Origin of the sequence: uncultured Acetatifactor sp. (genome assembly GCF_948601915.1) — a bacterium.
Lineage (GTDB): Bacteria > Bacillota > Clostridia > Lachnospirales > Lachnospiraceae > Acetatifactor.
This window is the reverse complement of sequence record NZ_CAPDXS010000097.1, coordinates 1-20,847: the sequence shown is the minus strand read 5'-3', so window position 1 is coordinate 20,847 and position 20,847 is coordinate 1. Positions and strand designations below refer to the sequence as shown.

Annotated in this window: 20 protein-coding genes; 13 read left to right on the top strand and 7 right to left on the bottom strand. The window is 57.4% G+C overall.

Annotated elements, in window-relative coordinates:
* Positions 1-193: 193 nt before the first annotated feature.
* The 12 genes from Q2B33_RS16070 (at position 194) to Q2B33_RS16015 (ending at position 13,653) form a co-directional block, all read left to right on the top strand.
* Positions 194-382, top strand: coding sequence for a type II toxin-antitoxin system Phd/YefM family antitoxin (locus Q2B33_RS16070; protein WP_369124252.1), 189 nt, complete (start codon positions 194-196; stop codon positions 380-382).
* Between the two features lie 150 nt (positions 383-532).
* Positions 533-2,503 carry an alpha-L-arabinofuranosidase C-terminal domain-containing protein gene (locus Q2B33_RS16065; protein WP_300570291.1) on the top strand — a complete coding sequence of 657 codons (1,971 nt, stop codon included), beginning with the start codon at positions 533-535 and terminating at the stop codon, positions 2,501-2,503.
* Between the two features lie 225 nt (positions 2,504-2,728).
* On the top strand, positions 2,729-3,334 hold the full coding sequence (locus tag Q2B33_RS16060) for a TVP38/TMEM64 family protein (RefSeq protein ID WP_300570294.1): 606 nt from the start codon (positions 2,729-2,731) through the stop codon (positions 3,332-3,334).
* A 232-nt stretch (positions 3,335-3,566) separates the two neighbouring features.
* A complete protein-coding gene (locus Q2B33_RS16055; protein WP_300570297.1) occupies positions 3,567-5,375 on the top strand; it encodes a heparinase II/III family protein in 1,809 nt (602 codons plus the stop codon).
* Positions 5,376-5,441: 66 nt separating this feature from the next.
* Positions 5,442-6,749 carry a glycoside hydrolase family 27 protein gene (locus Q2B33_RS16050; RefSeq protein WP_300570300.1) on the top strand — a complete coding sequence of 436 codons (1,308 nt, stop codon included), beginning with the start codon at positions 5,442-5,444 and terminating at the stop codon, positions 6,747-6,749.
* A 21-nt stretch (positions 6,750-6,770) separates the two neighbouring features.
* Positions 6,771-7,484, top strand: a complete 714-nt coding sequence (locus Q2B33_RS16045; protein ID WP_300570303.1) for a carbon-nitrogen hydrolase family protein — start codon at positions 6,771-6,773, stop codon at positions 7,482-7,484.
* 2 nt (positions 7,485-7,486) lie between these two features.
* Positions 7,487-7,963, top strand: coding sequence for a hypothetical protein (locus Q2B33_RS16040; RefSeq protein WP_300570306.1), 477 nt, complete (start codon positions 7,487-7,489; stop codon positions 7,961-7,963).
* 253 nt (positions 7,964-8,216) lie between these two features.
* Positions 8,217-9,569, top strand: a complete 1,353-nt coding sequence (locus Q2B33_RS16035) for a serine dehydratase subunit alpha family protein (protein ID WP_300812819.1) — start codon at positions 8,217-8,219, stop codon at positions 9,567-9,569.
* Between the two features lie 224 nt (positions 9,570-9,793).
* A complete protein-coding gene (locus tag Q2B33_RS16030) occupies positions 9,794-10,234 on the top strand; it encodes a MarR family winged helix-turn-helix transcriptional regulator (RefSeq protein ID WP_300570311.1) in 441 nt (146 codons plus the stop codon).
* A 1-nt stretch (position 10,235) separates the two neighbouring features.
* A complete protein-coding gene (locus tag Q2B33_RS16025) occupies positions 10,236-11,012 on the top strand; it encodes a sulfite exporter TauE/SafE family protein (RefSeq protein WP_300570313.1) in 777 nt (258 codons plus the stop codon).
* A gap of 149 nt (positions 11,013-11,161) precedes the next feature.
* A complete protein-coding gene (gene ftsH, locus Q2B33_RS16020) occupies positions 11,162-13,108 on the top strand; it encodes an ATP-dependent zinc metalloprotease FtsH (RefSeq protein ID WP_300570316.1) in 1,947 nt (648 codons plus the stop codon).
* Positions 13,105-13,653 carry an HdeD family acid-resistance protein gene (locus Q2B33_RS16015; RefSeq protein WP_300570319.1) on the top strand — a complete coding sequence of 183 codons (549 nt, stop codon included), beginning with the start codon at positions 13,105-13,107 and terminating at the stop codon, positions 13,651-13,653. The genes ftsH and Q2B33_RS16015 overlap by 4 nt, the downstream gene beginning before the upstream one ends.
* 100 nt (positions 13,654-13,753) lie before the next feature.
* On the opposite strand, the gene Q2B33_RS24560 is transcribed toward Q2B33_RS16015, so the two are convergent.
* The 3 genes from Q2B33_RS24560 to Q2B33_RS16000 form a co-directional block, all read right to left on the bottom strand.
* Positions 13,754-13,927, bottom strand: coding sequence for a winged helix-turn-helix domain-containing protein (locus tag Q2B33_RS24560; RefSeq protein WP_334305414.1), 174 nt, complete (start codon positions 13,925-13,927; stop codon positions 13,754-13,756).
* Between the two features lie 80 nt (positions 13,928-14,007).
* A complete protein-coding gene (locus Q2B33_RS16005) occupies positions 14,008-14,553 on the bottom strand; it encodes a flavodoxin family protein (protein ID WP_296456182.1) in 546 nt (181 codons plus the stop codon).
* 10 nt (positions 14,554-14,563) lie between these two features.
* On the bottom strand, positions 14,564-15,109 hold the full coding sequence (locus Q2B33_RS16000; RefSeq protein ID WP_300570324.1) for a flavodoxin family protein: 546 nt from the start codon (positions 15,107-15,109) through the stop codon (positions 14,564-14,566).
* Between the two features lie 153 nt (positions 15,110-15,262).
* Between Q2B33_RS16000 and Q2B33_RS15995 the strand changes: the two genes are divergently transcribed.
* Entirely contained in the window at positions 15,263-15,595 is a 333-nt protein-coding gene (locus Q2B33_RS15995; protein WP_172540896.1) for a helix-turn-helix domain-containing protein, read from the top strand.
* 153 nt (positions 15,596-15,748) lie between these two features.
* Here Q2B33_RS15995 and Q2B33_RS15990 read toward each other — a convergent pair whose 3' ends face one another.
* From Q2B33_RS15990 to Q2B33_RS15975, 4 genes are all read right to left on the bottom strand, one after another.
* Entirely contained in the window at positions 15,749-15,892 is a 144-nt protein-coding gene (locus Q2B33_RS15990) for a hypothetical protein (RefSeq protein ID WP_300769512.1), read from the bottom strand.
* Between the two features lie 126 nt (positions 15,893-16,018).
* Positions 16,019-17,878 (bottom strand): HD-GYP domain-containing protein, encoded by a 1,860-nt coding sequence (locus Q2B33_RS15985; RefSeq protein WP_300570327.1) that lies wholly within the window; start codon positions 17,876-17,878, stop codon positions 16,019-16,021.
* 3 nt (positions 17,879-17,881) lie between these two features.
* Positions 17,882-19,804, bottom strand: coding sequence for a hybrid sensor histidine kinase/response regulator (locus Q2B33_RS15980; protein WP_300815285.1), 1,923 nt, complete (start codon positions 19,802-19,804; stop codon positions 17,882-17,884).
* Between the two features lie 85 nt (positions 19,805-19,889).
* The gene (locus tag Q2B33_RS15975) at positions 19,890-20,741 is read right to left on the bottom strand and encodes an AraC family transcriptional regulator (RefSeq protein ID WP_300570333.1); all 852 of its coding nucleotides are present in this window, start codon (positions 20,739-20,741) and stop codon (positions 19,890-19,892) included.
* Positions 20,742-20,847: the final 106 nt, after the last annotated feature.

The window sequence follows — 20,847 nt, the reverse complement described above, 5'->3', positions numbered from 1 at the left end:
CACAGTCAATATCTGTGAGGTTTTTTCTTTATCGGCTAGGCCGTGAATTGTAACCTGGAGGAAGGAATTTTAGTGGAATGTGTTGTATTGGGGCTTGACGTACGTGTTTGCGTACGCCATAATGAATTAGACATGTAAAATCTCGTCATTCTACTGCTAAATGTCCATGGGATTTAATTTTGTGGGCAAACTGATGCTTAAGGAGCCAGATGCAAGAAAGGATTTTTACCATCTGATAGAAAACGTAAATCAGTACAATGAGCCGATGCTGATAGTTGGGAAAAAGGGGAACGCGGTTCTTCTGTCAGAGGAAGACTGGAATGCAATACAGGAGACATTATTTCTGGACTCCATTCCCGGGATGACGGAGTCTATTAGATGAGGAGTAAGACATATGGGAAGATTACATCATTTTTAGAAATATATGCCCAGTAAGGAAATCCGGTTTTGCCTACAGGCTGGCCCTCTGCCATCTGCGGAGCGCGCAGCCTGTGTGCAGCCCAAAAAACACAGGAAAGGAAAGACAGCAAGCATGGAGATAACAATCGGATCAGAGAAAAAGGCAAGGATACAGGAGGGCATGATAGGGCTGTTCTTCGAGGACATCAATTACGCCGCGGACGGCGGGCTGTATGCGGAGATGCTGGAGAACCGTTCCTTTGAGTTCGTGAAGGCCACAGGGGACGCCTGCGACTATCATGTGGAGTACGACGGCGGCTATGCCTGGGGCCCCTATCCGGCGGACACCGCAAACGGGGTGAGGTGCCGCTTCGTCACAGGCAGCCCCCACAGTGAGGAGAACCCCCACTACATGAGGCTGGAGACCGCCCAAGCCGGGGCGGGCGTCCGAAATAAAGCCTATGACGGCATCTACCTGAAAAAAGGAATGGACTACAAATCTGTATTCTGGGCCCGGTGCGTAAAGTTCCAGGGGGCATTTGAGCTCTTCGTGGAAAAGGACGGGGTGCGCTGCGCCCAGGGAAAGATATCCGCCGGGGCGGGCCGAGAGGAGACCTACAACCGCTTCCGGAAATATGAGCTTTCGCTTCGGGCAGAGGCGGACGTGGAGCGGGGGGATTTCGTGCTGTGCCTGTCGGAAGCCGGCATCGTGGAGCTGGATTTCGTGTCCCTGATGCCCTGTGACGCCGTGGCGGGAATCTTCCGGCGGGATCTGTTCGACATGCTTAAAAATCTCCACCCGGGCTTCCTGCGCTTCCCCGGCGGCTGCATAGTGGAGGGCAATACCCTGGCCAACCGCTATCGCTACAAGGACAGCTTGAAGCCTGTGTGGGCCAGGCGGAACAACTGGAACCGCTGGGCCGTCCATGAGACCAAGAAAGAAAACGACTACGAGGGCGCTTACAGCCATTACAACCAGACTCTGGGGCTGGGATATTACGAATATTTCCTGCTCTGTGAGCTGATTGGGGCGAAGCCGCTGCCGGTAATGAACGTGGGCTTTGCGTGCCAATATCAGTCAAAAGAAATGGTGGGGCGGGATACGGCGGCCTTTCAGGAATTTGTGCAGGACGCGCTGGACCTGATTGAATTTGCCAATGGGGACACGGATACGCCCTGGGGCGCCGTCCGGGCAGAAATGGGGCACAGAGAGCCTTTCGGACTGAGCATGCTGGGCATCGGCAACGAGCAGTGGCAGACGGAAGAAGCGGATTTCTTTGAACGCTACGAGATCTTCGAGAAAGCCATTCACGAGAAAGCCCCGGAAATCAAGCTCATCGGCTCCGCCGGGCCGGACGTGACATCAGACCGGTATACGAAAGCCTGGGCGTTCTACCACGCCCATGAGGAGCAGGCTGATTTCGTGTACGCCGTGGACGAGCATTATTATGTGAAGCCCAAATGGCTGTACGAGCATGTGGACTTTTACGATGATTATGATAGAAAGGTGAAGGTGTTCTCCGGAGAGTACGCGGCCCATCCCAGGAACGGGTTCAACATGCCCCAGGCCAATACCCTGGACGGCGCCCTGGCGGAGGCGGCGTTCCTGACAGGCGTGGAGCGCAACGCGGACGTGGTGGTGCTGGCTTCCTACGCGCCCCTCTTCGCCAGGATGGGCTACACCCAGTGGTCGCCGGACATGATCTGGTTCGATGGAGCCGCCTGCTACGGTACCCCCAGCTACTATGTGCAGAAAATGTACGCCTGCAACATGGGGGATGCGGTGCTGGATACCCGGGGCGGGGAGAAGACAGCCGACGCGGATGGCCTGTATCATACCGCCAGCCTCTGTGAGGGAAGCGGCGATATCATCCTGAAGGTGGTCAATGCCGGGGAAACGGAGCGGAATCTGACGCTCACCCTGCCCGAGGGCTGGAGGGAGAGTCCCCGGATTCAGGCCGAAATCCTCACCGGCCCGGAGCGGGATGCCTATAATACATTGGAGAGCCCGGAGAGGGTTGTCACCTATAGGAAGACCTTCCGGCCGGGAGAGGGCATCGTGCTGCCGCCGCTCTCCTTCGCGGTGCTGCGGATCGGGAAGTGAGTATCCGGGGATGCAGGACTGGCGTGGAAAACGGCTGACAGGCTGAACAGACAGACATTCTCCACCAAAACAAATATTTCGGATTTCTTTCAGATTTGTTTAGAATTATAGGGGCATGTATTTAAGAAACGGAAGCTATACTAAACAAAGAACAGATGAGATGGCCGAAGCTCCTGATGGCAGGGAGACGGCAGAAAGAAAAAACCGAAATAACGGGGAGGATGTATGGAAACAGTATACAGACAACAGACAATCGACAGACAGATAGAAAAGAACAAAAAGCTCATGACCATAGGCCTGGCTGCGCTGTGCGGTGCCTTTGTGGTAATCCTGGCGAAAGCCTGGCTGGACGGCCGGTTCGACTCTGTGGAGACCTTCCAGAAGTACGTGGCGGGATTCGGCCTGGCCGCGCCGCTCTTCCTGGTGGCGGTGCAGGCAGCCCAGGTGATACTGCCGGTGCTGCCCGGGCTCTTCGGCTGTGTGGTGGGAACTATGATGTTCGGTGCCGCCGGGGGCTTTTGGTGCAATTACATCGGCATTTCCGCAGGCTCCATCATCGCCTTCTGGCTGGCCAGGAAGTACGGCAGTGTTTTGGTGAGCCGGATGTTCCCCGGTGAGAAGTACGAGAAATGGGCCACATGGGCCGCCGGGAGCAGGTTCTATACCGTGGTGCTGTTTCTTGGGATGGTATTGCCCTTGTTCCCTGACGATTATTTCTGCTACTTTACCGGACTGACGAAGATGAGCGCGCGGAAATTCGTGGCAATCATCCTGCTGGGAAAGCCCTGGTGCATCCTGGCCTATTGCATCATGACGGCGGCGATGGCGTAGGCCTAGTGGAATTCCGCTTCTCGATACAGGCCAGGGGCTACCGACGATACCACAAACTTCCCACATATGACACAGGCATGTAACTGCTGAGCATATTTTGCAGGATGCATGCCTTTTTTGTTGCCACCCTAAAATATATCAAAAAGAAAACAAAAAAATCTCCATTTTCCCCCAAAAGCGTTGTATAATGAAAGCGGTAGACAACCGAACCCATACACCAAAGGAGGCTGACATGCTGCGGGAACTAGAGCGTTACTATGAGGACTATTGCGAGAGCATCCGCCAGGAGGCTGAGAAGCTGCGGGCAGAGGAGATGCCCGAGCCTACGGAGGATTTATTCGCGATTTATGAGAATACAGGAAACCGCCTGATTTATGAGGACGTATATTTTGAGAGAAGGAAATTCCTGGCCGTCTTTGGCCTGAAGGCAATCCTGGACGGGGAGGAGAGGGATATCCAGAAGCTGGAGGATATCCTGGAGGGAATCTGCGCGGAAGAATGCTGGGCGCTTCCGGCCCATGTAAACCGTATGACGGATGAAAACTGGCGTACATACGTAGACTTGTTCGCGGCGGAAACGGCCCAGACCCTGGCGGAGATCGCCTCCCTGCTGGGCGGCCGCCTTTCCCAGGAGACAGTGAGGACCGTGGAGCAGGAGGTCATGCGCCGGGTGCTGGCGCCCTTCTCCGCCTCAAGGCCGCCCTACTCCCATTGGGAATACGGCGCCAGCAACTGGTGCGCCGTCTGCGGCGGCAGCGTGGGAAGCGCTGCCATGTACATGCTCAAAGACAGGCCGGAAGAGCTGACAGCCATTCTGGAGAGAATCTGCCATGCCCTGGAAACATACTATCTGAAAAGCTTTGCGGAGGACGGCGCCTGCCTGGAGGGCCTGGGCTACTTTACCTATGGTATGACCTATTTTGCCGGATTCGCCGGACAGCTGTATGAATTTACGAAAGGAAGACGGGATCTGTTCCGCAGTGAGAAGCTGGCCAGGATAGCGGCGTTCCAGGCAAAGTGTTATTTCCCCAGCGGCAGGACGGTAAGCTTCGCGGACGGGTCTGCCGATGAGAGATTCCGCGTGGGCCTCACCTGCTATCTGGCCATGAAATATCCCGAGGCCCAAATCCCGCCCATGGAACGGGCCGCCGGCCTTGACGGAGACAACTGCTACCGCTGGATGGGGCTGTACCGCAACCTGACCTGGACAAAGGAGTATATCGATTTCCTGGGAGGCCAGGGAGTCCGGGCTGAGGAAGAGGCGGATGCTGGAAAGGGAAATGCCGAAAGGGAAGCAGGCGGGGAGGAGAATGCAGGGAAAAAAGCAGACGGAAAGGAAGCCGCCGCAGGCAAAACCGTGCTGCCGGATGCCCAGTGGATCATCTGCCGGAGCGCGAACGGAGCCGGCATGGCGGCAAAGGGCGGGCACAACGGAGAGCCCCACAACCACAATGATGTGGGCAGTTTCTTCTATATAAACGGAGAGGATTTCCTGCTGACGGATTTGGGCTGCGGAGAATATACCAGAGAATATTTTTCGGAGAAACGGTACGAGCATCTCTGCTGCAGGTCGCTGGGCCACAATGTCCCCCTCATTGACGGCAGGGAGCAGCTGGCGGGAGAAGAATACGGCTGTGGGCGTTTCGACGCCCAGGGTCCTGACAGCACCCTCGTCAGCTTCGCTGGGGCGTATGCCAATCCGGAATTGAAATCCCTGACCCGTAGGCTGGACTGGGATGAGGCCGAGGGAACCCTGCGGGTAGAGGACCGCTTCCAAGTGACAGAGCAATTGCGTTCCATCCGGGAGAACCTGGTAACCTGCTGGAAGCCGGAGATTCAGGGCAATACCCTGCGGATACAGGGGCCGCACAGCGGCTGCGTGGTGACCATAGAAGGCCCTGAGGTAAAGGCGGACTGTATCCGCCAGGATTTCAGCGACCACGGCGGACACCATAGGGAGGTGTGGCTGATTCAGTGGGAGGTGCCCGGCACGGGAAAGGCCGGAGACCTCTCGGCCCGGTTCACGGTGCGGGCAGTGTGAATGAGGAAGAGGCTGCCGGGGGAAGCAGAGATTTTTGCGTATAAAAAAGAAAGCGGGACGAGCACAATGAAAATGACAATGAAAAAGGCCCCCATGGGGTGGAACAGCTACGATTATTATGACACCACTGTCACCGAGGAGCAGGTGAAAGCCAATGCGGACTATATGGCGGCGAACTTAAAGGACTGCGGTTGGGAGTACGTGGTGGTGGACATCCAGTGGTACGCGAAGGATGCCGGGAGCCGGAGGAGCGAATTCCAGTACATCCCCTTCGGGGACATGGAGATGGACGGATACGGCAGATATCAGCCTGCGGTGAACCGTTTCCCCTCGGCGGCAGAGGGCAGGGGGTTCGGCCCATTGGCGGATTATGTCCACAGCCTGGGCCTGAAGTTCGGCATCCACATCATGCGGGGCATCCCCAGGCTTGCGGCCCATCAGCACCTGCCCATAGCGGGCTGCTCGTACACGGCGGCGGATGCCGCAGACCCGGCCTCTGTCTGCGGCTGGAACCCGGACATGTACGGGGTGCGGGACAATGCAGCGGGACGGGCTTATTATGACGGCCTGATTGGGATGTACGCGGACTGGGGCGTGGACTTCATCAAATGCGATGATATCTGCGATAGCTGGATGTACAGAAACGACAGCTTCAGCGGCTGGCACGAGACCAAAATGCTCCATGAGGCCATCGAGAAATCCGGCCGGGACATCGTGCTCAGCCTCTCCCCGGGACCAGCCCATATCGACAGGGCCTGGCAGTACGGAAGATATGCCAATATGTGGCGCATCACGGACGATTTCTGGGACAAGTGGGAGCTTCTGGCGAACATGTTCTACCGCTGCGAGCTCTGGCAGGACCATGTGGCGGAGGGCTGCTATCCTGACTGCGACATGCTGCCCTTAGGCAAGCTTGGCGGAGGCTTCGGCAGAGGGGAGTGGAATACCAATTTCACCAAGGAGGAGCAGAAGACCATGCTGACCCTCTGGTGCGTCTTCGGCTCTCCCCTGATGGTGGGCGCGGAGCTGACGAAGCTGGACGAGTGGACGAAGTGGCTCCTGACCAGGAAGGATATCCTGAAGCTCACGGGCAATGCTTACGCAGGAAAGCAGATGGAGCGGGACGAAAGTCGCGCCATATGGAGCTGCATGAATGAGGAGACAGGGGAGCGGTATCTGGCGTTCTTCAACCTGGGGGAGGGGGAGGCGGTGATTTCCTGCTGCTGCGCCCGGGTGGAGCAGTTCGCCAGGGCCGGAAGGGCTCAGGTGCAGGAGGCGCTGGAGCTGTGGAGCGGCGAGAGGAGAAGCGTGGCGCAGGGCATGCTCACAGCCCAGGTGCCTGCCCATGGGGCGAAGCTGTTTGAACTGAGCTGAGCGCGGAAAAGGGGGGAAAGAATGAAGATAGCACTGGCATCAGCGAGGCTGATTGACAGGGATATGCCTTATAACAGGAAACAGATAGAGCGCTACGCAAGGGAGGCGAAGGCAGCGGGAGCCGGGCTGGTCTGCTTCGGCGAGACGTTCCTGCAGGGATTCAACTGCTTCCAATGGGACTTTGAGACGGACAGGCACATGGCGGTCGGCACGGATTCGGAAATTTTCCGGGACATCTGCGCCCTGTCCGCCGAATTGCAGACAGACATCCTCTTCGGCTTCGCGGAGCTGGCAGGAGAGGCCATATATTCCTCGGCGGCTTTGGTGGGGGAGGGCAGGATAAAGCATCTTTACCGGAGGATTTCCAAAGGATGGAAGGAATACAGGCGGACGGACGGCCATTACCGGGAAGGGGACTGCACGCTGTCCTTTGCCTATGGCGGCCGGAAATTCCTGATTGGGCTGTGCGGTGATTTATGGGATTACCCGGAACGGTTCCGGGCGGAGGAGGACGTGCTGCTGTGGCCGGTCTACATAAGCTATCCTCCGGAGGAATGGGAGGGCGGCATCCGACAGGAATACGCAGAACAGGCGGCAAAGTGCTGCGGAAAGGTGCTGATGGTCAACTGCATGGCGGAGGGCGATGCCTATGGCGGGGCCTTTTTCTTCCGGGACGGCGCGGTGCAGGCGCAGCTTCCTGTGGGGCGGGAAGGGCTGCTTATAGTGGAGGTATAGGAATGCGCTTCGGATTTTCCTATGTGGGACTTATTTACCTGATCATGCTGACGCTGCCCAACATCCTGTGGACAAGGAACCGGCCGAAGGACTATGAAAAATATGCGGGCAACGAGAACGGGATACTGGTGGCCCTGGAGCGGGCAGGGGAGATCCTGGTGAGCTGCCTGGCCCTGATTTTTTCAGATTTCAACATAAGACATTGGTCCGCCTGGAGCTGGTGGCTGGTGTTTTCGTTCCTGCTGATGGTATGCTATGAGCTCTACTGGCTGCGGTACTTCCGCAGTGAAAAGACCATGGAGGATTTCTACAGCAGCTTCCTGGGCGTGCCCGTGGCCGGGGCCACGCTGCCTGTGGCGGCATTCTTCCTGCTTGCGGTGTATGGGAGGAATCCCGCGCTGATGGCCGCTGTGGTCATCCTGGGCATCGGGCATATCGGTATCCATTTGACGCACAGAGGGGAATCGAGGCGCGGCTGAACCATGGCTGAACCGTGGCTGGGACAGCGTGTCCCGAAAAAAGTACAGGTATATCGTCTTGCAGCGATAATGGAAACGGTCGTACCGGCAGGGGGCGGGAAAGCCCCAGTACCCCAGTGCATGAATCCTTGAGCGATCGGTCTGGGCTGTCCACCCCTGCACTGCGTTGTCGTCAGTGGACGATGCCTCTGCATCGCCTCCTTCCCCTGCCTTGTCCTGATGCGGACATCAAGCACTGATTACGCGGGAAGGCATGCACCGGTGTATTGGTAGGCAGAAGGCGGCAATCGACTTAAAACACAGAGGAGAGACAAAGGAGGAACAGAAATTGACCACGGAAACCATAAATGACTACATATCCATCTTGCGCGAGGAGCTGGTGCCCGCCACGGGCTGCACGGAGCCCATCGCCCTGGCTTACGCCGCCGCAAGGCTGCGGGACATCCTGGGGGCGGTGCCGGAGGGGATCCGGGCCGAAATCTCCGGCAATATCATCAAGAATGTCAAAAGCGTGGTGGTGCCCAACACCGGAGGCAGGAAGGGCATCCCCGCCGCCATTGCCGCCGGCGTGGTGGCCGGGGACGCGTCAAAAGTCCTCCAGTGCATTGCCAGGGTTCCCGCAGAGAAACAGGGAGAGATTGCCGCCTATGCCCAAAACGCTTCCATGGAGATTGTCTGTGCCCGCACCTCCAGGCTGCTGGACATCCGGCTCACGGGCCGGGCCGGGGAGCATACCGCTCTGGTACACATCGCCAACAGCCACAGCAACATCGTCCGGGAGGAAAAGGACGGGGAAATCCTGTTCCAGCGGCCTCTCACCGATTCCGCCGAGGACAACCTGACGGACAAGAGCGCGCTGAACGTGGCGGATATCCTGGAGTTCGCCGATACGGTAGACCTGGAGGAGGTAACGCCTCTGCTGGGCCAGCAGGTGGATTGCAACACTGCCATCGCAAGAGAGGGGCTGAAGAACAGTTGGGGGGCCAACATCGGCTCCGTGCTGCTGACGGACTATTCCGATGACATCAAGACGGAGGCTAAGGCCTGGGCCGCCGCCGGGAGCGATGCCCGGATGAGCGGATGCGAGCTGCCGGTGGTGATCCTGTCCGGCTCCGGCAACCAGGGCATCACGGCCTCGGTGCCTGTGGTGCGCTACGCCATGCACCTGGGGGCAGACCGGGAGAAGCTCTACCGGGCCCTGCTGGTCAGCGACCTGGTGACCATCCACCAGAAAAGCGGCATCGGCCGCCTCTCCGCCTACTGCGGCGCGGTCAGCGCCGGGGTGGGGGCCGGGGCGGGAATCGCCTATCTGCTGGACGGCAGCTACGAGGCCATCGCCCATACCATCGTCAATGCCGTGGCCATCATCAGCGGAACCATCTGCGACGGGGCCAAGCCCTCCTGCGCCGCCAAGATTGCCGCCAGCGTGGACGCGGGAATCCTGGGCTACCACATGTATAAGAACCACCAGGAGTTCAAGAGCGGGGACGGCATCGTCACCAAGGGGGTGGACAACACCATCGCCAACGTGGGCATCCTGGCCAGCCAGGGCATGCGGGAGACAGACCAGACCATACTGTCCATCATGACGGAGAGGTGCGTCTGAGCAGGCCTGCAGAGCCGGGTAAGCCATGCATCCTCCCTGCGGGGGGCGTTCCTGCTCCCCCTGGGCGGTGTGGTAAATACATATGACACAACTGCCTATTCATAAAATTTTCAGACATTTCCCACTTTCTTAATCCCACCAATCATTGACACCTCCGCCCCCATATGCTAAAATGCTTCAAAATTGAACTATCCAAAAATGAAGAGTCCAATAAGGAGGTGCCCATGCGGAAAAAAGTCAGCATAGAATTCGCCCACAATTTCTTCCAGGCCTACTGCATCCAGTGCAGGTCCCTGTGCCGGGAGCTGCGCATGCCACAGACCGCTTTCGACATCCTGATGTTTCTGGCCAACAATCCGGATTACAACACGGCCAAGGACATCGTGGAGCTGCGGGGGCTGAAGGCGAACCTGGTGTCCGTGAACGTAGAGCGCCTGGTGCAGGAGGGATACCTGGACAGGCGGGAGTTCCCCGGGGACAGGCGCAAGACAGTCCTGGTGTGTACCGAAAAGGCCCGGCCCGCGATTCAAAAAGGGCGGGAGCTCCAGAACGGCTTTTACGAAGCGGTTTTCCTGGATGTGGACGCCGCCTCCCGGGAGACCTTCCACCGGGTGATGGAGATTGTGGAGCACAATCTGAATCAAATATTGAAAGGAAGCGAATGATATGGAATGGGTATTGATACTTGCAGTCACCTTTTTTGCCGGCATGGGGGCCGGGCTGGGCACAGGCTTCGCGGGAATGAGCGCCGCGGCGGTGATCAGCCCCATGCTCATCACCTTCCTGGACATGGATCCCTACATGGCGGTGGGCATCGCACTGTCCTCGGACGTGCTGGCCAGCGCAGTATCCGCCTATACCTATGGGAAGAATAAGAACCTGGACATCAAAAACGGCCTGATCATGATGGCCAGCGTCCTGGCCTTCACCGTGGTGGGCAGCTACGTGGCCAGCCTGGTGAAGCCCGCCACCATGGGCACCTTCTCCGTGTTCATGACGTTCCTCCTGGGCATCAAGTTCATCGTGAAGCCTGTGATGACCACGAAGGAGTCCATGGGGGGCGTATCCGCGAAAAAGCGCACAGTCCAGTCCCTGGTATGCGGCGTGGTGATCGGCTTCATCTGCGGCTTCATAGGCGCGGGAGGCGGCATGATGATGCTCCTGATACTCACCTCAGTGCTGGGCTATGAGCTGAAGACGGCCGTGGGAACCAGCGTGTTCATCATGACCTTCACCGCCCTCACCGGGGCCGTGTCCCACTTTGCCATCGGCAGCCTGCCGGACTGGCGGATCTGGGGGCTGTGCGTCCTGTTCACCTTCCTCTGGGCCCGGATTGCCGCCGTCTTCGCCAACAAGGCCGCGCCCAAGACATTGAACCGGGCCACGGGAATCATTCTGGTGGTATTGGGAATCGTGATCATGCTGTTTACGTTCCTGAAGTAAACTGACTGCGTATAGGCAGTGAAAGCTCCAGAACCCGTGAAGCGTTATAATGGATTCCAGAACTTGAACCGGAAGTTTCCAGCACACTGTTTCCGGAAAATGCTTTCTGCAAGAAACACATAAGGTTGAATATACGAAAGGAGTCCCCTATGAAAGAAGTAAAGTCACCCAAAAAACCGTTGATTTATTACTATGGAATCGCGCTTCTCGTCATCTTCCTCTTCAACATGCTGGTATCCCCTCTGCTCATGCAGGGGCAGATCATGGAGGTGGACTACGGCACCTTCATGAAGATGACGGAGGAAAATGCCATCGGCAGAGTCCAGATGGACAGTACGGAAATCATCTTCACGGACAAGGAGAACACCCAGGTCTACAGCACGGGCATCATGTACGACCCCGACCTGACCCAGAGGCTCTACGATGCCGGGGCCGTCTTCGCCAAGGACATCGAGCGGCCCACCTCGCCGCTGCTTAGCATCTTCCTCTCCGCCGTGCTGCCCATGCTGATCTTCATCCTGTTAGGCCAGTACCTGAGCCGGAAGCTGACGGAGAAGGCCGGCGGGCCCAACGCCATGATGTTCGGCATGGGCAAGAGCAATGCCAAGGTCTACGTCCAGTCCACCGAGGGCATCCACTTCGACGACGTGGCCGGGGAGGACGAGGCCAAGGAGAGCCTGGCGGAAATCGTGGACTACCTCCACAATCCCCAGAAATACACGGATGTAGGCGCCTCCATGCCAAAGGGCCTGCTGCTGGTGGGCCCTCCCGGCACCGGCAAGACCATGCTGGCCAAGGCCGTGGCCGGGGAGGCCGGCGTCCCCTTCTTCTCCATGTCCGGCTCCGAATTCGTGGAAATGTTCGTGGGCATGGGAGCTTCCAAGGTCCGCGACCTCTTCAAACAGGCCAAGGAGAAGGCCCCCTGCATCGTCTTCATCGACGAGATTGACGCCATCGGCAAGAAGCGGGACGGCCAGGTGGGCGGCAACGATGAGCGGGAGCAGACCCTGAACCAGCTCCTCACGGAGATGGACGGCTTCGAGGGCAACAACGGCGTCATCATCCTGGCGGCCACCAACCGCCCCGAATCCCTGGACCCCGCCCTCACCAGGCCCGGCCGCTTCGACAGGCGGGTGCCCGTGGAGCTCCCTGACCTGGCGGGCCGGGAGGCCATCCTGAAAGTCCATGCCAGGAAGATCAAGCTGGCCGACGACGTGGACTTCCGCACCATCGCCCGCATGGCCTCCGGCACCTCCGGGGCGGAGCTGGCCAACATCGTCAACGAAGCCGCCCTCCGGGCCGTGCGGAGCGGCCGTACCGTGGTCTGCCAGGCGGATCTGGAGGAGAGCATAGAGGTGGTCATCGCCGGCTACCAGAAAAAGAACGCCATCCTCTCGGACGGGGAGAAAAAGGTGGTGGCCTACCACGAAATCGGCCACGCCCTGGTGGCGGCCATGCAGAGCCACTCCGCCCCGGTGCAGAAGATCACCATCATCCCCCGCACCTCCGGCGCCCTGGGCTACACCATGCAGGTGGAGGCAGGCGACAAGGTGCTCATGACCAGGCAGGAGATAGAGAACAAGATCGCCACCTTCACCGGAGGCCGCGCCGCGGAGGAGATTGTCTTCGGGGAGATTACCACCGGGGCCTCCAACGACATCGAGCAGGCCACCAGGCTGGCCCGGGCCATGATCACCCGCTACGGCATGAGCGAGAAGTTCGACATGGTGGCCATGGAGACTGTCACCAACCAGTACCTGGGCGGGGACACGTCCCTGACCTGCTCCGCGGACACCCAGAAGGACATCGACAGGCAGGTGGTGGAGCTGGTGAAGGGGCAGCATGAGAAGGCCAGGAAGATATTGACGGAAAACCGTACAAAATTGGACGAACTGGCCGGGTTCCTCTATGAGAAGGAGACCATCACCGGGGAGGAGTTCATGGACATCCTGGGACGGAGAGGAAACGGAACACCGGAGCATCCAGGCAGCGGCGAACCTGGCCGCGGAGCGGATGGGGCGGACGCGTCTGACAGAAAAGGCGCCCGCGCAAATGCCGGTGCAGCTCTTCGGGGAAAGGACGGTGCTGACAAATGAAGAAATATTCCGGATTCGTATGGATGGAGCTGGCCGTGGGGGCGCTGCTGATATTGCTGGGCATCTTCACCTTCCTGCGCCCCGGCAGCCTGCTGACGGGAATCGTGGCAATCTACGGCCTCATCGCGGTCATCACGGGAGTGGAGGATATCCTTATCTTCATCCGGCTGGAAAAATACACCGGCCTGGGGCCTTACGCATCCCTGATTTCCGGCATCCTGAGCGTGATGTGCGGCTGCATGCTCCTGCTCTATCCGGGCGCGGGCAAGTGGATCATGTCCCTGCTGTTCCCCATCTGGTTCATGGCCCACTGCATCTCCCGGCTGGCCCATGCCTACATAATGCGGGCGGCAGGACGGAAATTCCTCTACTATTTTTCGCTTGCCGTGAACATCGCAGGGGTGGTGCTGGGATTCCTGATGTTCTTCAACCCCCTGCTCACCTTCATGACCATGCGTTTCATGGGATACGTGGTGGCCGTGTACCTGATTCTGCTTGGAATCGACAGCATCGCGGCGGCCCTGGGCAGGCGGGATTCCAGATAGGGCGGTTCCGGATAGGCCGGATAGGCCAGATGGATGAAAACGGATAGACTTTGCCGCAAGGGTATGCTATACTGAAAGCATCACGACAATATGTTCTTTTTCAACAGGAGGTAATATCATGCCTGGTATATCCAGCAGTACAGACGGCTTCAAATATCTGTGATTGTGTGAGGACAATGCCGGGATTGGAGGCAAGGAATACAAGGGTACTGTATTCAAGGCGGGTAAGGCTGATTTCTTCTCCGTCTTGCAGTATCCGACGTTGGTTCTGCATTATTTCCAATCCCGGAAATGACATTCCCGAAGCAGGAATAGGGATAGAGATTTTCAAAAGTATATTATTAAATGTAACGGTTAAATTGATTTCCCTAAATTGTAGGCTTCCTGTAATTGGGGTTTTCCGGCAATATCCCCCATAGCCATTACACCGCCGCAAAGCACTTTTCCAATGCTTTTCCAACCTAAATGTTTTTCAAGATGCTCATACCAATAAAGAGTTTCTTCAAAGCCGCAGCCCTCGGCTGCCATAATGAGAACACTTTCCTTTTTAGGGTTTCGATAATCAGGGTCACATTCCGCAACAGCAAATAAGCGGTCAAAGGCAGTTTTTAACTGTCCGCTGATAGTCCAGTAGTAAAGCGGTGTTGCAAGGACAACTATGTCCGCTTCCTTGTAAACAGGGTAGATTTTATCCATATCGTCTTTTTGGACGCAAGGGCTGTCCGGGTTTTTACCACCGCCAAAACAGCCTTTACATCCGTTTATGTTCATACCGTCAAGAAAAAACTCTGTCACGGTGTTCCCGGCTTCCTCTGCGCCTTTCTTAAATTCTGCCGTTAATGCCGCTGTATTTCCGGCTTTTCTTGGACTTCCATTGAGAATAATAATTTTTTTGCTCATAATTACCTCCTTAAATTGCATTGGCTAAATCAGCCGCTTTTTTGCAGCCCTCGGTTTTGTCTATATCGCCAAGATTCAATACCCCGGGAATTAAAACCTCGCCTGCCATTTTCCATTTATTGAATGCCGCCATACGCTCAATAGGAATACGGACGCCGTCCATGACGGACATATCATCTTCTTCACAACAGGTAATCAGCGCACATTCCTTTCCTGCAATATCCTTGCCGCCTACAACCATAGAAAAGATGCGGTCAATGACACCTTTAATCTGCGCCGGGATAGAATACCAGTAGACAGGCATGGTAAATACGATAACGTCCGCTTCAAGAATGGCCGGTGCAATCGTGTTGAAGTCATCATCAAAAGTACAGGCTTTTCCAGTAGAAAAACAGGTTTCACACGCCCGGCAGCCGTCCACTTTTTTAAATGCTGCGTCAAACCGTGTGACTGTGTGCCCCTTTGCCTCGGCTGCCTTGATGAAAGCGTCTGTCATAGCAAAACTATTCCCGTTTTTCCGGGGGCTGCCCGTTATTACAACTATTTTTTTGCTCATAAAATATGTCCTCCTGATTCCCTGATTTTGCGAGATTGACTTTCTCTGCTTTTGATATTATAATCTTAGCAAGAATTAAAATAAAATCAAGTACGCACATATAAGTGCGATACTTACAACGAAGTTATATACTTACCTAAAGGAGAGCGTAAAATGAGTGAACGCTGCATTTCAAATGAATGTCTTGAAACAACGGGCTTCAGCTATACGTTGTCATTGATTAATGGCAAATATAAAATGACGATTTTATATACTTTAATGGAGTTCGGGGTCGTCCGTTTTAACGAAATGAAAAAATATATCAGCGAAATTTCGTATAAGACTTTAAGCTCCACTTTAAAAGAATTAGAAGCAGACCAATTAGTGCATAGAAAAGAATATCCACAAATACCGCCAAAGGTAGAGTATAGCTTAACAGAGCGCGGAAAATCTTTAATTCCTATTTTAGACGGAATGTGCGAATGGGGCGATAAGAACAGGTTATAAAAGAGCGGTTTTAAATGTGTGTGATTATAGTGAAATACCGGGGAATGACAGCCTTTCAATCATCATTCCCCGGCGTTATCCGCTGAATTTATAGCCGACACCTAACATGGTTTTTATGTAGAATAAAAGATTTGATTACCCTGCTGTGCCATATCAGCGGTAAGACTTTTCAAAAATTTCGGCGCAGTCCTCGTCTGTCATTTCGCAAGGGTTAAATTCAAACAGTCCGCCCTGCATGGAACGTGCGCCTTTTGCAAGCGTCATAGCTTCATCAGACGAAAAGCCAAAGTCGCTCATTTTCAAATCAGCTACGCCGCAGTCCTAAAGCCTTGATTTATGCGGGGGGCGGGGCAGTGGAAAGCAGGCAAAAGCGAGCCCTGGCGCCCTGAAGCCGGATGGGGCTGCAGGGGCCTGGGGGCGGGCTCATCGCGGGGCGGGAGCCTGTCTTCCGGGAAACGCCTCATACAGCCGCCGGTAGGCCTCCCGGCGGCTGTCCTCCAGGGCCTCTGCCAGCTTCCGCTCCATCGCCGGATCCTCCAGCCGTCCCGTCAGAAGCGGAGAGAACCGCTTCCCGCCCAGCCGGATGGCTTCCCGGACGGCTTCCGGAAAGGTTTTTTTCATGCCGGTGTACCGATGCGTGGTATAGGTGACATTGTCCAGCCAGTCCACGAGCCCGATGATGTCCACCATCTGCCTACAGGGACATTCCAGCCGGACGTAGGAATCAGGGTATCCCCCGGAGCCGTCATACCAGGCGTGATGACCCAGGGCCACGGGGGCATAGGGGCGGGTGGAGGGCTGCCTGGACAGGCGGTCTTCCCCTATCTGGGTGTGCAGACTGGCCAGCTCGTATTCTTCCTCGAACCATTGCCTGGCGGTCAGGGAATACAGATTGGGGAAACTGATTTTGCCTGTGTCGTGGAACAGGCCGGCTTTCATGGCATAATCCGATACAGCGCCTTCTTTTTGCCGGAAATCCGTTATTTCCCGGATGAAATCCATGTCGTCGAAGAAGCCGGGCTCCTCCTCCAGGACGATCCGGCAGAAAGCGGCTGCGGTCCTGCCCACGGTATGGGAATGGACATACATTTCCGGCAGAAAGCGCACCAGGAGCCTCTGCAGGAGGTCGCCGTAGGAGAGCCCGCTTCCGGTTTCCACGAACCCGATCGTCATCTGCCGCAGGGCGAAGAACAGGGTTTCGTTCTCCGCGGGCTGTGGAAAGCGCTCCACATAGTCGGTGGCGCGCCGGTAAAGGCTGTCCAGATATTCCCTGCGCTCCGGGACCTTCTCCGGATTCTCCTGCAGGAAATTGCAGTAGAACGCGGGAAGGGATATCATGGCGTAGATGCCGTCCGCGGAGTAGTCGTCATCCTCCGCCCGATCCATGAGAAGCTCCATCCTGCCCAGCAGGCCGTCCAGCGAATCCAGGCCGCAGTAATAGTTGATGGAATCATAGGAGAAGGAGATTCTGGCATGGGGCTGTTCCCCCCGCTCCTGGGCCTGGGCCATCTGTGTCTGGTAGACGATATAGACCGATTCCATCACATCGGCGATGTCCTGGGGGGTCATGGCCCGCTCCCTGCTGCGGGAGAGGCTGGCCACCATCTGCAGATGGGTCATGTAGATGAACCGGTTCCAGGGTAGCTCGGGAGCCTTTTCCTGATACTCTTTGTCCTGCATGATCTTCAGGGTGTATTTCACCATCTGGATCTTCTCGCTGGGGGATTTGAACTGCCCCAGAGCCACATTGGCCCTGGAGCGCAGGATGTACCCTTTTGTCCCGCTGTCCTCTATCTCGTTGAAATACTTCAGATAAGCGGCGGCCTCCATGAAGCACAGGCGCATCCGGGAGGTGTAGCCGTCCGCGGCGCTCTCCAGCCCCATGAGCTTGGTGCAGAGGCAGTTGTAGCCCATTCCCAGCCAGTATAGCTGGCGTATCATGTCATTCCGGCTCTTCCTGAGCCTGGACCTGCTCAGCAGCGCCCGGTAGATCTGGCGGAACAGCCCCACGTCCAGCTCGCTGCGGCCGTCGAACAGGGCTGCGGCGAATTCCTCCAGCTCAACGAGCTGCGCGTCCCCCGCCTCGAACAGGCGGTCCAGCAGAGGGAACAGATTCTCCCGCAGGAGGCTCATGTTCCGCGCCACAACCTGCTCCATCCTGGCCCGGCGCTGGCGCTGTCCCTCCAGATAAGCCTCGAAGCACGGCGCGTCCTGGCCCCTATGCACGGACAGCAGGGAAATCTCTTTTAAGTTTGCGATATATTCTTCCTGATATGGCTGCATGGCTTAACCCTTTTCTTCCATGGAATGATTTTCATCCGTTTCCTTTAGCTGCCGGTGCAGGATCTCCTGCAGCCGCTCCATGCTCACGGGCTTGGCCAGATGCTCGTTCATGCCGGCTTCCCTGGCGGTGCGGATGTCCTCCACGAAAGCGTTGGCGGTCATCGCCACGATCCAGACCTTCTCCGCGTCCGCCCTGGGCAGGGTGCGGATATGCATGGTGGCCTCGTATCCGTTCATGACAGGCATCTGGACATCCATGAAGATCAGGTCATAATAGCCCTCCGGGGAGGCCTGGAACTTTTCCAGGGCCATGGCCCCGTTGTCCGCCACCTCCGCGTGCACCCCGTTGCAGGAGAGCATCTCCAGGGCAATCTCCTGGTTCAGCTCATTGTCCTCCACCAGCAGCACATGACGGCGGCTGTAGTCCGCAATGTTGGCGACAGAGTCGTCTTCGTGCTCCCTGCCGCTCTCCGTCAGCTTTGCCAGGGTGTCCAGCAGCCTGCTTTTGAACAGGGGGCAGGGCACGAAAGCGTTGACGCCTGCCCGGGTGGCGCGGTATTCCAGCTGCGCCCAGTCGGCTTCGGATATGAGCAGGATGGGGAAGTCCGGGCCTGCGGACTGCCGTACATGGGACGCCAGGTTCAGCACGGGCATATCCTCCAGCTCCTGGCCCAGGAACAGGGCGCAGGGCATGCGGCCCTCGCTCTGGGCCTGGGTCAGGCAGGCCACGGCGTCCAGGGCGCTCTTCACCCGGGTGAAAAGGATGCCCTCGCCCTCCAGGCATGCCGCCAGCTTTTCCGCCCTGCCGTCCATGCCTTCGGCTATGAGCACGGTCTTTCCCGCAAGCCTTTCATAGGAGCTGCGGGACTGGGGCATGGGAGTCAGGGGGAGCTGCACCCGGAAGCGGCTGCCCACGCCTTCCTGGCTCTCCACCTCTATCCGGCCGCCCATGCGGTCTATCAGGCTCTTCACGATGGACATGCCAAGGCCTGTGCCCTCGATTTTGCTCATGGTGGAATTGTTGGCCCGCTCAAAGGGCAGGAAGATGCGGCTGAGGAATTCCTGGCTCATGCCCAGCCCATTGTCCTGGCAGACGAAATCCAGCCACAGCCCCTCCCCCTTCTCCCCGGCAGGGTCGGGGGCAGCGTACTGGGAGATGGAGACCAGGATTTCGCCCCGGTCCGGGGTGTATTTGATGGCGTTTCCGATGATGTTGACCAGGATCTGGCGCAGCCGCAGGGAATCGCCGCAGAGATTCTCTTCCCGGATCAGGCCGATATCCAGCTTCAGCACATGGCCCTTCTGGGCCGCCTGGGGGCGCACGATGACAGCCACGTCATGGATCAGATCCGCCAGGGAGAACAGCTCGTCGTTCAGGCTCATCCGTCCGCTGTCGATCCGGGAGATGTCCAGCACATCGTTCACCAGGCTCATGAGGTGGGAGGAGGCGGTCTGTATCTTGCGCAGGCAGTCCTGCACCCTGGCCTTTTCGTCGATGTGGGACAGGGCGATGGAGGTCATGCCCGCGATGGCGTTCATGGGGGTGCGGATGTCGTGGGACATGTTGGAGAGGAACACGCTCTTGGCCTGGTTCGCCGCCTCCGCGGCGCTCAGGGCCTCCTCCAGCTGCTGGTTCATCCGCAGCAGCTCGGCCTCGCTTTGGAGGCGGCTGTCCCTGCTGTTGAGGATCCACAGCGTATGTTCCGCGTCCAGCGCTACCGGAGCGCTGTCCAGATAGGAGGGGGACGGCTTCGGGGCGGCGGTGCCTAACAGCTCCTCCGCGGATATGCCGATCAGGTCGCAGGCGGCCTGGTCCGCATACAGAATCCGGAAGGGCCTGTCCGGGCCTGATTCTACGATAAGATATCCTTTTTGGGCGTCCGCGCCGACTTTCTTTTCCGTCTCCATCCCTGTGCTCCTTTTCATGGCTCTTTGAAAATTCGTTTCTTTCTTTTTTATGTTTTCATTGTACGGTTCCGGGGGTATTTTGTCAACGTTCTTTCATAGATTCCTACAGCCCCTTGCGGTATTCCCGGGGCGTGGTGCCGTAATAGCCCCGGAAGGCGGCGGAGAAATGCTCCGGGGAGGAGTAGCCCAGCTCTTCCGAGATGGACGCCATGTTTTTGGACTTATCGGCGAGCAGAAGGGCGGCGGCTGACATTTTGGCCTCCGCCTTTTTCTGCTGGTAGGATTTGCCGTAGTATTCCAGCAGGAGCCGCTGGGTCTGTCTTGGACTGCGCCCAAGCCTTTTTGCCAGCTCCTCCAGGGACAGGTTGCGGTACTCATAGAGGAAATATTCTTCTATGATGACGGAGGTCAGGTCGGTGAGGCTGCTCTGGGCCGGGACAGTCTGGCCCGGGCGGGCGCTCTGATAATTGCGGACGATGTAGATCAGCAGCTGGGACAGGAGGAGCCTGGCCTGGTCCAGGTAACCGATGGGGCGGCGCTCCAGTTCGGCGGCAAGCTGGTGCATGAGGCCGTGGACGCCCTGTGTGTCCGCTCCGAACCAGAAGGGGGTGGCGGTGAAGCTGTCCATCACGGGAGCGTCTTCCTTGCGCCTGGCGTTTTCCTTTATCTTCAGATAGACGCAGTACTCCAGCATGGGCTCCTGGGGCCTGGGGGCCTGCGCATGCTCCACATGGGGGCCGGTGACGAAGAGGGTGTTCGGCCCGATGTCAAAAATGTGGCCGTCAGCCGTCAGCTTTCCGTATCCCGTGGGGATGTAATGGATCTCATAGCTGCCGCTTCCGTGGCTGTGGGAGGGGATGGTGCGCAGGAAGCGCTCGCAGGTCATATTGACGGCCTGGACAGGGATGCCCTCCAGGGAAAACGAGAGGTTCAGGTTCAGACGGTTGGGGTTCATGGGGAAGGTCTCCTTTCTGTGGAGCCCGGATTTTCATGGCGCTGCAGGTTCCGGGCAGGGCAGGGGCGCCGGGCTGGCCCTCTGTGAACATCATAACATAAAAAAG

Bases quoted from the DNA above. Each gene is read 5' to 3' on its own strand.
- Q2B33_RS16035 (WP_300812819.1), top strand. From the start codon at position 8,217: ATGCACCGGTGTATTGGTAGGCAGAAGGCGGCAATCGACTTAAAACAC.
- Q2B33_RS24560 (WP_334305414.1), bottom strand. From the start codon at position 13,927: ATGCAGAACCAACGTCGGATACTGCAAGACGGAGAAGAAATCAGCCTT.
- Q2B33_RS16040 (WP_300570306.1), top strand. From the start codon at position 7,487: ATGCGCTTCGGATTTTCCTATGTGGGACTTATTTACCTGATCATGCTG.
- Q2B33_RS15990 (WP_300769512.1), bottom strand. From the start codon at position 15,892: ATGAGCGACTTTGGCTTTTCGTCTGATGAAGCTATGACGCTTGCAAAA.
- Q2B33_RS15975 (WP_300570333.1), bottom strand. From the start codon at position 20,741: ATGAACCCCAACCGTCTGAACCTGAACCTCTCGTTTTCCCTGGAGGGC.
- Q2B33_RS16045 (WP_300570303.1), top strand. From the start codon at position 6,771: ATGAAGATAGCACTGGCATCAGCGAGGCTGATTGACAGGGATATGCCT.
- Q2B33_RS16005 (WP_296456182.1), bottom strand. From the start codon at position 14,553: ATGAGCAAAAAAATTATTATTCTCAATGGAAGTCCAAGAAAAGCCGGA.
- Q2B33_RS15980 (WP_300815285.1), bottom strand. From the start codon at position 19,804: ATGAAAAGGAGCACAGGGATGGAGACGGAAAAGAAAGTCGGCGCGGAC.
- Q2B33_RS16030 (WP_300570311.1), top strand. From the start codon at position 9,794: ATGCGGAAAAAAGTCAGCATAGAATTCGCCCACAATTTCTTCCAGGCC.
- Q2B33_RS16015 (WP_300570319.1), top strand. From the start codon at position 13,105: ATGAAGAAATATTCCGGATTCGTATGGATGGAGCTGGCCGTGGGGGCG.
- Q2B33_RS16025 (WP_300570313.1), top strand. From the start codon at position 10,236: ATGGAATGGGTATTGATACTTGCAGTCACCTTTTTTGCCGGCATGGGG.
- Q2B33_RS16060 (WP_300570294.1), top strand. From the start codon at position 2,729: ATGGAAACAGTATACAGACAACAGACAATCGACAGACAGATAGAAAAG.
- Q2B33_RS15985 (WP_300570327.1), bottom strand. From the start codon at position 17,878: ATGCAGCCATATCAGGAAGAATATATCGCAAACTTAAAAGAGATTTCC.
- ftsH (WP_300570316.1), top strand. From the start codon at position 11,162: ATGAAAGAAGTAAAGTCACCCAAAAAACCGTTGATTTATTACTATGGA.
- Q2B33_RS16000 (WP_300570324.1), bottom strand. From the start codon at position 15,109: ATGAGCAAAAAAATAGTTGTAATAACGGGCAGCCCCCGGAAAAACGGG.
- Q2B33_RS16065 (WP_300570291.1), top strand. From the start codon at position 533: ATGGAGATAACAATCGGATCAGAGAAAAAGGCAAGGATACAGGAGGGC.
- Q2B33_RS15995 (WP_172540896.1), top strand. From the start codon at position 15,263: ATGAGTGAACGCTGCATTTCAAATGAATGTCTTGAAACAACGGGCTTC.
- Q2B33_RS16050 (WP_300570300.1), top strand. From the start codon at position 5,442: ATGAAAATGACAATGAAAAAGGCCCCCATGGGGTGGAACAGCTACGAT.
- Q2B33_RS16070 (WP_369124252.1), top strand. From the start codon at position 194: ATGCTTAAGGAGCCAGATGCAAGAAAGGATTTTTACCATCTGATAGAA.
- Q2B33_RS16055 (WP_300570297.1), top strand. From the start codon at position 3,567: ATGCTGCGGGAACTAGAGCGTTACTATGAGGACTATTGCGAGAGCATC.